We start from the raw sequence: 12506 nt of genomic DNA, 5'->3' as shown, positions 1-12506 counted from the left end.
TCCAGCCCCATGACGATGACAGACCCGATTGCGGACATGCTGACCCGTGTCCGCAACGCCAACCGGGCATACCACGACCGAGTGGTGATGCCGAGCAGCAAGATCAAGACGCATATCGCCGAGATCCTCCAGCAGGAGGGTTACATCGCCGGGTGGCACGTCGAGGAGCCCCCGGATGGGGCTGTCGGCGCGTCCCTCGTCGTGGAGCTGAAGTACGGCCCGAACCGGGAGCGCTCCATCGCCGGCGTGAAGCGCATCAGCAAGCCGGGCCTGCGGGTCTACGCCAAGGCGACCAACCTTCCCAAGGTGCTCGGTGGGCTCGGTGTGGCGATCATTTCCACGTCGTCGGGCCTGCTGACCGACAAGCAGGCGAACAAGCGCAGAGTGGGCGGGGAAGTCCTCGCCTACGTCTGGTAAGGAGTCGCGCGATGTCACGTATCGGACGTCTACCGATTCCGGTGCCAAGCGGTGTGGATGTCTCCGTCGACGGCGCGGAGGTCGTGGTCAAGGGCCCGAAGGGCACGCTCAGCCACTCGGTGGCGGAGCCGATCACCGTCAGTGCGCAGGACGGGCAGTTGCTCGTCGCCCGTCCGGACGACGAGCGCCGCTCGCGTGCCCTGCACGGGCTGACCCGCACCCTGGTGGCGAACATGGTGACCGGCGTCACCGCCGGATACTCCAAGACGCTTGAGATCGTCGGTGTCGGCTACCGCGTGCAGGCCCGGGGCTCGGATCTGGAGTTCGCGCTGGGTTTCAGCCACCCGGTCGCGGTGAAGGCTCCCGAGGGCATCAGGTTCGAGGTACAGACGCCGACCCGTTTTGTTATCCACGGGATCGACAAGCAGCAGGTCGGCGAGGTGGCAGCCAAGATCCGGCGGTTGCGCAAGCCCGACCCGTACAAGGGCAAGGGCGTGCGGTATCAGGGCGAGGTCGTCCGCCGCAAGGTCGGCAAGTCCGGGAAGTAGAGGAACGGATCATGGCTGTCAGTGTCAGCGCCCAGCGGCGTACGGCGAAGTTCCGCCGGCACGCGCGGATACGCAAGAAGGTCTCGGGCACGCCCACCCGCCCGCGTCTCGTGGTCACCCGCTCGACCCGTCACATCTACGCCCAGGTCGTCGACGACGTCGCCGGCCACACCCTGGCTTCGGCGTCCACGCTGGACCTGGCGTTGCGTACCGTGGATGGCGACAAGACCGAGCTGGCGAAGGCTGTCGGCCAACTGGTCGCTGAGCGCGCTCGCAAGGCCGGCGTCACCGCGGTGGTCTTCGACCGCGGCGGGCGGACCTACCACGGGCGGATCGCCGCGCTGGCGGACGCCGCCCGGGAAGGCGGGCTGGAGTTCTGATGCCTCGGGCCTGCATGCGCGGACATTCAACGAACAGGGAGATTCACTGATGCCAGGCCAGCAGCGCCGCGGAGGCGGCTCCGGCGGCTCTGACCGTCGGGAACGCCGCGACCGCCAGGGCGGCGGTCCGGCCCAGGACAAGAACGCATACGTCGAACGAGTGGTCGCCATCAACCGGGTGGCGAAGGTCGTCAAGGGTGGTAGGCGGTTCAGCTTCACCGCTCTGGTCGTGGTCGGGGACGCCGACGGCACCGTCGGCGTCGGCTACGGCAAGGCCAAGGAGGTGCCGGCCGCCATCGCCAAGGGTGTGGAGGAGGCCAAGAAGCACTTCTTCAAGGTGCCGCGGATCGGCTCGACGATCCCGCACCCGATCCAGGGCGAGGCCGCCGCGGGGATCGTGCTGCTCAAGCCGGCTTCCCCTGGTACCGGTGTCATCGCCGGCGGCCCGGTCCGCGCGGTGCTGGAGTGCGCGGGCGTCCACGACGTGCTGTCGAAGTCGCTCGGCTCGTCGAACCCCATCAACATCGTGCACGCCACTGTCGCGGCGCTGCGGGGCCTGATGCGCCCCGAGGAGATCGCCGCCCGCCGTGGCCTGCCCATCGAGGACGTGGCGCCGCCGGCGATGCTGCGTGCCCGCACGGTCGGGGCCGGTGCCTGATGGCCCGCCTGAAGATCACACAGATTCGTTCGGAGATCGGGGGGACCCGCAACCAGCGTGAGACGCTGCGGACCCTCGGCCTGCGCCGGATCAACGCGACGACCGAACGGGACGACCGGCCGGAAGTGCGCGGGATGATCGCTACTGTGAGTCATCTCGTCAGGGTCGAGGAGGTGGACGCATGAGCGAGCTGACCAAGGCAACCGAGCCGGAGACCGCCGATGCCCGGCGAGAGTCCGGTCTGAAGATCCACCACCTGCGGCCTGCGCCGGGTGCCCACAAGGCAAAGACCCGGGTCGGCCGTGGTGAGGCCTCCAAGGGCAAGACCGCCGGTCGCGGCACCAAGGGCTCCAAGGCCCGCAAGCAGGTCCCGGCCCGCTTCGAGGGCGGCCAGATGCCGCTGCACATGCGGGTGCCCAAGCTCAAGGGGTTCCGCAACCGCTTCCGCACCGAGTACCAGGTCGTCAACGTCGCGACGCTCGCCGAGCTGTTCCCCGACGGGGGCGAGATCGGCGTAGACGATCTTGCCAGGGCCGGTGCCGTCCGTCGCAACAGCCTGGTCAAGGTGCTCGGTGACGGGGAGATCGGGATCGCGCTGAGTGTGCGCGCCCACGCTTTCTCCGCGTCCGCCAAAGAAAAGATCACCGCTGTCGGCGGTAGCGTCACCGAGATCTAGGGTCACCGAGATCCAGGCCACATCCGGTGGGTGCTGGTCGGCGTGGGCACCGCCCGCGCGATCGGAGATCCACCGGATACGACCTGGTCCACCGGGGCCTCGGAGGCACTGGACGACTGCCCTCCGGCGTCCCGGTGTTCCGGCTGGCCATGGTCGCCGGGGGCTGGCGAGAGCCGTCGCGTCGCCTGGGTCCGCTGGCTTCGGGCGGCGCGCTGCCGTTACCCTTACCCCGAACGCCTCGAACGCCGAGGTTGATGCCTGATGTCGCCGGCTACCGGAGGTGGAAGACAGTTCCACACCCTTCCGCTTCCGCGGCGACCGGGCCGGATGGACCTGCCGCAGGCCCATGTCGGGACGAGTGGACCGTCTCTACTGTTACAGTCGGCACACCGCGCACCGCCGGTCCTATCCCCGGTCGGGGCAGTCGTCCACCGCGTGCGTTTGCCGTGACGATCAGCAGGAGGAGTCGTGCTCACCGCCTTCACACGGGCTTTCCGCACGCCTGACCTGCGCAAAAAGCTGTTTTTCACCCTCGGGATCATCGTTCTGTTCCGGATGGGCAGCGTACTGCCTTCCCCCGGGGTGTCGACCGGTGCGATCAACTCCTGCCTGTCCTCGGCGAGCGCCGACAGCAGCAACGTCTACTCGCTGATCAATCTGTTCAGCGGTGGCGCTCTGCTGCAACTGTCCATCTTCGCCCTCGGGATCATGCCGTACATCACGGCGAGCATCATCATTCAGTTGCTGGTCGTAGTGATCCCCAGGCTTGAGCAGCTCAAGAAGGAAGGCAGTTCGGGTGAGCAGAAACTCACCCAGTACACCCGTTATCTGACGATCGCGCTGGCCGTCCTACAGGCAACCGGCATCGTTGCCCTCGCCCGCAGCGGCAACCTGTTCCCCGGCTGCGCCGCGCCGATCATCCCGGACACCAGCCTGTTCCGGATCGCGGTCATCGTGGTCACGATGACCGCCGGCACCGCCCTCATCATGTGGCTGGGTGAGCTGATCACCGCCCGTGGGGTCGGCAACGGGATGTCCCTTCTGATCTTCACGTCGATCGCGGCGGCGCTGCCCTCCCAGGGCAGCCGGATTCTCCAGGTGGCCGGTGGCGTGGTCTTCGCCCTCGTCTGCCTGCTGGGGCTGGTGATCGTCGTGTTCGTCGTGTTCGTCGAGCAGTCGCAGCGCCGTATCCCGGTGCAGTACGCCAAGCGCCTCATCGGCCGCAGGATGTACGGCGGTACCTCGACCTACCTGCCCATCAAGGTCAACCAGGCCGGCATCATCCCGGTGATCTTCGCATCCGCGCTGCTGCAGCTGCCGCAGCTGCTCGGGCAGGTCTGGAGCAACAGGACCTTCCAGGACTTCGAGCAGCGCTATCTGGCTCGTGGCGACCACCCGTTGTATCTCGTCAGCTATGCCGCACTGATCATTTTCTTCACTTACTTCTACGTGGCCATCACTTTCAACCCGACCGAGGTGGCGGACAACATGAAGAAGTACGGCGGTTTCATCCCCGGCATCCGGCCAGGACGACCCACCGCGGAGTACCTCGATCGCGTGTTGTCCAGGATCACGCTCCCGGGCTCGCTCTTCCTCGGTGCCATCACGGTCCTCCCGCTGGCCCTGTTGAACCTCACCAAACAGCAGCCCTTCCCGTTCGCCGGAACATCGGTACTGATCATTGTCGGAGTGGGGCTGGAGACGGTGAAACAGATCGAAAGCCAGCTCATGCTCCGCAACTACGAAGGCTTCCTGCGGTAGTGCGCCTCGTACTGGTCGGACCGCCGGGCGCCGGCAAGGGCACCCAGGCCGCCTTCATCGCCCAGGCACGGTCGATTCCCAAGATTTCCACGGGCGACATCTTTCGGGCGAACGTCCGGGAGGGCACCGAGCTGGGGGTGCTCGCCAAGCAGTACATGGACGCTGGCGACCTCGTCCCCGACGAGATCACGATCGGCATGGTCCGCAACAGGCTGGCCGAGGACGACGCGGCCAAGGGGTTCCTGCTCGACGGTTTCCCCCGCAACGTGCCCCAGGCCGAGGTGCTGGGCCAGCTGCTCGAGGAGATGGGGACGCGCCTGGACGTCGTCCTGGAACTCGTCGTCGACGACGACGAGGTGGTGCAGCGCCTGTCCGGGCGGCGGACGTGCCGTAACTGTGGTCACATCTGGCACATCGACTTCGACCCACCCGCGGTGGAAGGTGTCTGCGACCGCTGCAACGGCGAGCTGTTCCAGCGGGACGACGACCGTTCCGAGACGGTACGCCACCGACTGGAGGTCTACGCCGAGCAGACCGCGCCGCTGGTCGCCTACTACGCGGCAAAGGGTCTGCTGGTCGGTATCGACGCGACCGGCCCGGTGGACAACGTCACCGACCGCGCTCTCGACGCCCTGCGCCACTACGCGAGCTGATGCCCGCCGACGCCTGTGTCGGCCCGCTGTCGCCGGCCCGCCCGGCCGGCTTGGCGCCACCCGCCCCGGTGTGAGCCTGGCCGCGCTGTGACCAGCACTGTGGAGCCGGCATACGGAAGCCGGCATGTGGAGCCGGCATCGTGGGGCGTCAGGGGTGGCTGGCTGTGGTGCTACCGACAACGCGGCAGGCACACTAGGGCGGGGTGGGGTACCGATGGCAAGCTCACGGACACGCCGCCAGGTGGCTCCGATAGCGTGTCCTCACTGTTCGCGCCACCGGAGGCGTACGGGACGGCCGCCGTCACAGGCGGATGAGACCACAGAGTTACGAGCGGTACCACAGGGTTACTAGGGATACGGACCGGGGCGACGAGCGTGGCGCGACGAGAACATGTCCAGATCAAGACCGCGGGCGAGATCGCGAAGATGCGGGTGGCGGGACTCGTCGTCGCGCGCGCCCTGGAAAAGCTGCGAGCGGCGGTCGAGCCGGGGATCACCACTGGTGATCTTGATGCGATCGCGGAGAAGTCGATCCGCGACGACGGCGGAATTCCCTCCTTCAAGGGGTATGGCCGGCCGCCCTTTCCCGCGTCGATCTGCGCGTCCATCAACGACGAGGTCGTCCACGGGATACCGCGCCGCGGGCGGGCGCTGCGCGAGGGGGACATCATCTCCATCGACTGCGGCGCGATCGTGGACGGCTGGCACGGAGACTCCGCGATCACGGTGCCGGTCGGGACGGTACCCCAGCAGTTCCTCGACCTGATCGAGGTATGCGAGCAGTCGCTGTGGCAGGGCCTGGCGGCCGCGCAGCTCGGCAGCAAGCTGACCGATATCTCGGCGGCGGTCGAGCACCACGTCCGCCCCCGGGGATACGGCATCGTGGACCACTACGGCGGCCACGGCATCGGGACCGAGATGCACCAGCCGCCGCACGTGCTCAACCACGGGCGGCCGGGCCGGGGGATCCGCCTGGTCGAGGGAATCGCGCTGGCGATCGAGCCCATGATCACGATAGGGCGGCCGGACACCCGAGTGCTCGGCGACGAGTGGACCGTCGCCACCACGGACGGCTCCTGGGCCGCGCACACCGAGCACACGGTCGCGGTGACCCCACGCGGCCCATGGGTGCTGACGGCCCTCGACGGTGGCGCGGCGAAGTTCGCCGAACTGGGAGTTGCCTGCGGCCAGCCGGTCGAAACGCCCGCGTCCTGACGCCATCTCCTGTTACTCATCCTCCCGTTACTCATCGTGATCTATCACTGGCGCGCTCGCCGTCATTCGGCCACCGTTGGCCCGGCAGCCGGTCGCTGCCGGTAGTGGGTCGGCCCGGCAGCCCGCGGTTGCCGGCGGGGGCCGGGCCGCCAACGGCAGTGAGGGAGCCAGATTGGCCCTTGACGGGTGGGCCACGTACACTTGAAAGCCGACGGCTAGCGGGGCATTGATGTTCGTCTGTGTCCACCGTCGGACACCCGAAGGTAGGACAGCGGAGGACATGCCGAAGAAGGACGGGGCCATCGAGATCGAGGGCCGAGTTGTGGAGCCACTCCCGAACGCGATGTTCCGGGTCGAGCTCCAGAACGGTCATCGAGTACTCGCCCACATCAGTGGCAAGATGCGTCAGCACTACATCCGGATCCTTCCAGAGGACCGGGTCGTCGTGGAGCTGTCGCCCTACGACCTGTCCCGTGGCCGGATCGTCTACCGCTACAAGTAAGCTCTCTGGCTACCGACGGCGTGCCCTGCTTCTCGGGCGCCGTCGGTAGCCTGGTGACACCCCAGACATTCGCAGGCGCACCTGAAGCGGCTGCGCAAGGGAGGTTCGTGCAGCCGTGAAGGTCAAGCCGAGCGTCAAGAAGATATGTGACAAGTGCAAGGTGATCCGTCGCCATGGCCGCGTGATGGTCATCTGTGACAACCTGCGCCACAAGCAGCGCCAGGGCTGACAGCCCCGTCGGGTGACCCCAGCGCAGGTGTCCGCGGTCACGGTCACCTGCGCTGGGCGACGCCCCTCCAAGCGTCACCAGGCCGCGGTATGCGGTATCCACCCCCGGTCGGAGGCCGGGGCCCGAGCCGGCACCCACGTCGCCGGTACGGGACGGAGACGCTCAAGACCTCCGGTAAAGGAAGGAAGCACCTGGCATGGCACGCCTTTCCGGCGTAGACCTCCCGCGTGACAAGCGGGTGGAGATCGCTCTGACCTACATATTCGGGATCGGCCGCAGCCGTTCCCTGGAGACTCTTGCCGCCACCGGGGTCAACCCCGACACGCGCGTCCAGGACCTGACCGACGAGGAGATCGTCCGGCTCCGGGAGTGGATCGACGCGAACTACCGGGTCGAGGGTGACCTGCACCGGGAGGTGCGTCAGGACATCCGCCGGAAGATGGAGATCGGCTGCTACCAGGGCCTGCGGCACCGGCGCAACCTTCCCGTCCACGGCCAGCGGACGCACACCAACGCGCGTACCCGCAAGGGCCCGCGCCGCGCCATCGCCGGTAAGAAGAAGGCCGGCAAGAAGTAAGCCAGTAGTCAGCCGCCCCGGCCGACATCCGTTGACGGTGGCCATGGCCGGGCGCTGACCGACGACCTCGTAAACGGAGATCACGAAAGCATATGCCGCCAAAGACGCGTGCCGCCGGCATCAAGAAGGTCCGGCGCAAGGAGAAGAAGAACGTCGCGCACGGCCACGCCCACATCAAGAGCACCTTCAACAACACGATCGTGTCGATCACCGATCCCAGCGGGAACGTGATCTCCTGGGCGAGCGCCGGCCACGTCGGATTCAAGGGATCGCGCAAGTCGACCCCCTTCGCCGCCCAGATGGCCGCGGAGAACGCCGCCCGCAAGGCGCAGGAACACGGAATGCGCAAGGTGGACGTCTTCGTCAAGGGCCCCGGCTCGGGACGAGAGACCGCGATCCGCTCCCTGCAGGCGGCCGGTCTCGAGGTCGGCGCGATCCAGGACGTCACCCCGACCCCGCACAACGGCTGCCGGCCGCCCAAGCGGCGCAGGGTCTGACCAGCGGGATCCGACGACACAGGATCTGACGACAGCAGTATCGCGGCTGCCGGTGGCGCGACACGGAGCATGACTGCGCCACCTCCGGTCTGGTTCGCGCCAGCAGCACCAGGGCCTCGAAGGCCTCCGATGGCGCGAAGAAGCACATCCTCGCGCCACCTCTGGCCGAAAAAGGAGAGAAGGATAAGCATGGCCCGCTATACCGGCGCGGACTGCAAGCGCTGCCGCCGTGAGAAGACGAAACTGTTCCTCAAGGGCAGCAAGTGCGAGTCGCCCAAGTGCCCGATCGAGATCCGCCCCTACCCGCCGGGCGAGCACGGCCGTGGCCGCACCAAGGACTCCGAGTACCTGCTGCAGAAGCGTGAGAAGCAGAAGTGCGCGCGCATCTACGGCATTCTGGAGAAGCAGTTCCGCGGCTACTACGACGAGGCCAACCGGCGCACCGGCAAGACCGGTGACGAGCTGCTGAAGATCCTTGAGTCGCGGCTGGACAACGTCGTGTACCGCGCCGGCTTCGCTCCTTCCCGGGACGCCGCGCGCCAGGCTGTCCGCCACGGCCATGTCGTGGTCAACGGCGGCAAGGTCGACATCCCCAGCTATCGGGTCAGCGAGAACGACATCGTCGAGATCGCACCCAAGGCGCGCGAGCTGACCCCGTTCATCATCGCTCGGGAGACCGCCGGCCAGCGCACTCCGCCGCCCTGGCTGGAGGTCATTCCCAGCCAGCTGCGGGTGCTGGTGCACTCGCTGCCGGCCCGTCAGGTGATCGACACCCAGGTGCAGGAGCAGCTCATCGTCGAGCTCTACTCCAAGTAGGCCGCGCCCGTCCGGGGCTCGCTGTCGGGCCCCGGTGCGGACGTCGCGTTCCAGATGGTCCACACTGGAACGAGTACGACGTGGACGGGACGGACAGAGGCCCCCTCCACGGGCTCCGACCGGAGCCACAGGTCACGGCGTCATATAGCGGTCGCCGTGTACGGAAGGACGTACCCCATGCTTATCGCCCAGCGTCCGACGCTGATCGAGGAGTCGATCTCGGAGTTCCGCTCGCGGTTCGTCATCGAGCCGCTTGAGCCGGGTTTCGGCTACACCCTCGGCAACTCGCTGCGCCGGACCCTGCTGTCCTCCATCCCCGGCGCGGCGGTGACCAGCATCCGTATCGACGGGGTGCTGCACGAGTTCTCCACCGTCCCCGGTGTGAAGGAGGACGTCACCGACCTGATCCTGAACCTGAAGGAACTGGTCGTCAGCTCGGAGAACGACGAGCCGACCGTGATGTACCTGCGCAAGCAGGGCCCGGGAGTGGTGACCGCGGCGGACATCGCTCCGCCGGCCGGCGTCGAGGTCCACAGCCTCGACCTGGCGCTGGCCACCCTCAACGACAAGGGCAAGCTCGAGATCGAGCTGACCGTCGAGCGCGGTCGCGGCTACGTCAGCGCCGCCCAGAACAAGCAGCCGGGGCAGGAGATCGGCCGGATCCCGGTGGACTCCATCTACTCCCCGGTGCTCAAGGTCACCTACAAGGTCGAGGCGACCCGTGTCGAGCAGCGCACCGACTTCGACCGGCTCATCGTGGACGTCGAGACGAAGCAGTCGATCTCGCCGCGGGACGCGATGGCCAGCGCCGGCAAGACGCTCGTCGGCCTCTTCGGCCTCGCGCAGGAGCTGAACGCCGAGGCGGAGGGCGTCGACATCGGCCCGTCCGCCGCGGACGCCGCGCTCGCCGCGGATCTGGCACTGCCGATCGAGGAGATGGACCTCACCGTCCGTTCCTACAACTGCCTCAAGCGCGAGGGCATCCACACCATCGGTGAGCTGGTGTCCCGCAGCGAGGCGGATCTGCTCGACATCCGCAACTTCGGGCAGAAGTCGATCGACGAGGTCAAGACGAAGCTCGCCGCGATGGCTCTCCAGCTCAAGGACTCCCCGCCCGGGTTCGACCCGCGGCACGCGGTGGACACCTACGGCACCGACACCTACTCGGCGGCTCCGTTCAGCGACTCCGCTGACGACAGCTCTGAGTTCGTCGAAACCGAACAGTACTGACGAACAGGCACCCAGAGAACAACAGCACCCAGCAGGCAGCACCGAAGAGGCAGCAGAGCTCAGCCCGAAGGCGGCGCGGTATCATTGCCGCGCCGCCCGATGGTCTGCATCTACTGATCTTCGTTTTTGCGTGATCGTCGACGGCGGTTGCGTGCCCCCAGGCGGTGGCCCGCCCACGAGCTCGGGGTCTTCCTAAGGATTCCGGCGAAGCCATCCGGCGGGATAGAAGGATCGAGGAGTACCTGTCATGCCCACGCCTACCAAGGGCCCCCGGCTCGGTGGCAGCCCCGCACACGAGCGGCTGTTGCTGGCCAACCTCGCCACCGCGTTGTTCGAGCACGGCGGCATCACCACGACCGAGGCCAAGGCGAGGCGGCTGCGCCCGTACGCCGAGAGACTGGTCACCTTTGCCAAGCGCGGCGACCTGCACGCCCGCCGACGTGTGCTCAGGTTCGTCCGCGACAAGTCCGTGGTGCACGTCCTGTTCACCGAGATCGGCCCACGCTACGCGGACCGCAACGGTGGCTACACCCGCATCGTCAAGCTCGGGCCCCGCAGGGGGGACAACGCCCCGCTGGCCCGTATCGAGCTGGTCGAGGCCCTGACGGTCGCTCAGCAGGCGATCCAGGAGGCCGAGCAGGCCCGAGGCACCCGCTTCGCTCCCCGTCGCCGCCCCACCGGCGCGACGGCCGAGGCCGCGGCCGATCTGGCGAAGGAGTCGCCCACCGCGGCAGCGGTTGCGGCCGAGGCCGAGGCGGCCGCCGAGGCGGAGGCGACCCTCACCGAGGCTGTTGTCGCCACGCCCGCTGACACCGATGCCGGTGCCGAGTCGGCGCAGGCGCTGTCGGTGGAGGAGAGCGCCGACGATACGCCGCAGACCCCCAAGGCCGACTGAGTCCGCAGGGGCGGCTGAGCTGTCAGGGGCGGCTACGCCTTCAGAGGCGACCGGGCCTGGCCGGCAGGCCGAAACCAGCTGAAGTCAGATGAGCGGTCGGGGGTCCGTCCCCTGGCCGCTCGTCTGATTTGGCCGCCGTCAGGCGCTGGCCCGCAAGGCGGCCTCCAGGCGTCAGTCGGACGGCACGGACTCCGTCCACGATCGTTCTGCGGGTCCTGGCCCAGGACGGGGCCTGATCCGGGCGACCGCGTCACCGGGTGCGTTTCCTGGCCGCATGGGCGCGTATCCGGCGGCAGACCTTTAATGATCTTCCTGGTGGTGTGTGCGCCTCTCCCGTCGATTCGCACGTCCCAACGCCCGCGCAGTGCTTCGGCAGATGACGCCTGGTCGCACGACGGTTGCGCTGGCCGCTTCGACGGGACCCGCGTCGCACCGGCCTACCGTCCGGCGGAGGATGATGGGTCTCATGTTTCGCGCGCCACCGTGATCCCGGTGATACCCGATGTGCTTACATCATCATCTTCTTTGTATCCTGCGGGACGATACGACCCGAAGTATGATCGGCGACCGTGTAACCCGAATCGTCAGGAAGCGGTGAGCGCTGTCGACGGCCTGCTCCGGCTACGCCTCGATCTCGCGTATGACGGGACCCCGTTCGCGGGGTGGGCGCGTCAGCCCGGGCAGCGCACCGTGCAGGGTGACGTCGAGGACGCGCTGATGCGGGTGGCACGGCTGCCGGCGGTCCGCCTCACCGTGGCCGGACGTACCGATGCCGGCGTCCACGCCCGCGGCCAGGTGGCCCATGTGGACATTCCCGACGACGTCCCGCTCGGCGGGCTTGCGCGCCGGCTCAACGGCGTACTCGACCGCGCTGTGCGGATCACGGCCCTGGCGCCGGCCCCGCCGGGTTTCGACGCCCGCTTCTCCGCGCTGTCCCGCCGCTACGTCTACCGGATCGGTGACGCGCCGTACGGGGTTGATCCGCTGCGCCGACACGACACGCTGGCCTGGCCGCGTCCCCTGGACGCCGAGCGGATGGCCGACGCGGCCCTGGCCCTGGTGGGGGAGCGCGACTTCGCCGCCTTCTGCCGGCGCCGGGAGGGCGCGACCACGGTGCGCACGTTGTTGCGCCTGGACGTGGCCCGGGTACCCGACGGCCACGACGGTGTGGTCGTCGCGGACGTGGAGGCGGACGCCTTCTGCCACTCCATGGTGCGGGCCCTGGTCGGGGCGCTGCTGGCGGTGGGGGAGGGGCGCCGCCCCCACCACTGGCCGGCGGACGTCCTCGCCCGCGGCGTCCGCGACCCGGCGGTGACGGTGGCCGCGCCCCACGGGCTGACCCTCGTCGAGGTCCGCTACCCACCGGACGCGGAGCTGGCGGCCCGGGCGGCGGTGACCCGGGCGGTGCGGGTGCCCACGAGCCCGTCCGGATAGCCGTCAGAGCAGCGGCGC

At 68.3% G+C, this 12506-nt stretch carries 17 protein-coding genes; all 17 read left to right on the top strand.

The features are described from left to right. The first annotated feature begins 9 nt into the window (after positions 1-9). The 17 genes from rpsH to truA all read left to right on the top strand — a co-directional run bounded on the left by rpsH (position 10) and on the right by truA (position 12488). The gene (gene rpsH / locus CM1CMNOD_RS18430; RefSeq protein WP_013875098.1) at positions 10-417 is read left to right on the top strand and encodes a 30S ribosomal protein S8; all 408 of its coding nucleotides are present in this window, start codon (positions 10-12) and stop codon (positions 415-417) included. Between the two features lie 11 nt (positions 418-428). After that, a complete protein-coding gene (gene rplF / locus CM1CMNOD_RS18425; protein WP_013875097.1) occupies positions 429-965 on the top strand; it encodes a 50S ribosomal protein L6 in 537 nt (178 codons plus the stop codon). Positions 966-976: 11 nt separating this feature from the next. Continuing rightward, a complete protein-coding gene (gene rplR, locus CM1CMNOD_RS18420) occupies positions 977-1345 on the top strand; it encodes a 50S ribosomal protein L18 (RefSeq protein ID WP_013875096.1) in 369 nt (122 codons plus the stop codon). A gap of 49 nt (positions 1346-1394) precedes the next feature. Continuing rightward, complete coding sequence (gene rpsE / locus CM1CMNOD_RS18415) at positions 1395-2003, top strand: 30S ribosomal protein S5 (RefSeq protein ID WP_013875095.1); 609 nt, start codon at positions 1395-1397, stop codon at positions 2001-2003. After that, positions 2003-2188, top strand: coding sequence for a 50S ribosomal protein L30 (rpmD, locus tag CM1CMNOD_RS18410; RefSeq protein ID WP_013875094.1), 186 nt, complete (start codon positions 2003-2005; stop codon positions 2186-2188). The genes rpsE and rpmD overlap by 1 nt, the downstream gene beginning before the upstream one ends. Then, entirely contained in the window at positions 2185-2679 is a 495-nt protein-coding gene (rplO, locus tag CM1CMNOD_RS18405; RefSeq protein WP_013875093.1) for a 50S ribosomal protein L15, read from the top strand. The genes rpmD and rplO overlap by 4 nt, the downstream gene beginning before the upstream one ends. A gap of 468 nt (positions 2680-3147) precedes the next feature. Beyond that, positions 3148-4440 (top strand): preprotein translocase subunit SecY, encoded by a 1293-nt coding sequence (secY, locus tag CM1CMNOD_RS18400; protein WP_013875092.1) that lies wholly within the window; start codon positions 3148-3150, stop codon positions 4438-4440. Further along, a complete protein-coding gene (locus CM1CMNOD_RS18395; RefSeq protein WP_013875091.1) occupies positions 4440-5093 on the top strand; it encodes an adenylate kinase in 654 nt (217 codons plus the stop codon). Before secY ends, CM1CMNOD_RS18395 begins: the two co-directional genes overlap by 1 nt. 375 nt (positions 5094-5468) lie before the next feature. Further along, a complete protein-coding gene (gene map / locus CM1CMNOD_RS18390; RefSeq protein ID WP_013875090.1) occupies positions 5469-6308 on the top strand; it encodes a type I methionyl aminopeptidase in 840 nt (279 codons plus the stop codon). A gap of 280 nt (positions 6309-6588) precedes the next feature. Then, complete coding sequence (gene infA / locus CM1CMNOD_RS18385; protein WP_006541558.1) at positions 6589-6810, top strand: translation initiation factor IF-1; 222 nt, start codon at positions 6589-6591, stop codon at positions 6808-6810. A 115-nt stretch (positions 6811-6925) separates the two neighbouring features. Then, positions 6926-7039 carry a 50S ribosomal protein L36 gene (gene rpmJ, locus CM1CMNOD_RS18380; protein WP_003956441.1) on the top strand — a complete coding sequence of 38 codons (114 nt, stop codon included), beginning with the start codon at positions 6926-6928 and terminating at the stop codon, positions 7037-7039. Between the two features lie 196 nt (positions 7040-7235). Beyond that, positions 7236-7616, top strand: a complete 381-nt coding sequence (gene rpsM / locus CM1CMNOD_RS18375) for a 30S ribosomal protein S13 (protein ID WP_013875089.1) — start codon at positions 7236-7238, stop codon at positions 7614-7616. A 92-nt stretch (positions 7617-7708) separates the two neighbouring features. Further along, entirely contained in the window at positions 7709-8113 is a 405-nt protein-coding gene (gene rpsK, locus CM1CMNOD_RS18370) for a 30S ribosomal protein S11 (RefSeq protein WP_013875088.1), read from the top strand. Positions 8114-8302: 189 nt separating this feature from the next. After that, positions 8303-8929: a 30S ribosomal protein S4 gene (rpsD, locus tag CM1CMNOD_RS18365; protein ID WP_013875087.1), complete on the top strand. Its 627-nt coding sequence runs from the start codon at positions 8303-8305 to the stop codon at positions 8927-8929. 177 nt (positions 8930-9106) lie between these two features. Then, complete coding sequence (locus CM1CMNOD_RS18360) at positions 9107-10159, top strand: DNA-directed RNA polymerase subunit alpha (RefSeq protein ID WP_013875086.1); 1053 nt, start codon at positions 9107-9109, stop codon at positions 10157-10159. A gap of 247 nt (positions 10160-10406) precedes the next feature. Next, the gene (gene rplQ / locus CM1CMNOD_RS24195) at positions 10407-11054 is read left to right on the top strand and encodes a 50S ribosomal protein L17 (RefSeq protein WP_013875085.1); all 648 of its coding nucleotides are present in this window, start codon (positions 10407-10409) and stop codon (positions 11052-11054) included. Between the two features lie 594 nt (positions 11055-11648). Continuing rightward, positions 11649-12488, top strand: a complete 840-nt coding sequence (truA, locus tag CM1CMNOD_RS18350; protein ID WP_013875084.1) for a tRNA pseudouridine(38-40) synthase TruA — start codon at positions 11649-11651, stop codon at positions 12486-12488. The last annotated feature ends 18 nt before the right edge of the window (positions 12489-12506 follow it).

It is taken from the genome of Protofrankia symbiont of Coriaria myrtifolia (assembly GCF_900634755.1).
In the GTDB taxonomy this organism is placed as follows: Bacteria; Actinomycetota; Actinomycetes; order Frankiales; family Frankiaceae; genus Protofrankia; species Protofrankia coriariae.
Note: the sequence above shows the minus strand (reverse complement) of the source record. Positions and strands in the feature narration are given on the sequence as shown.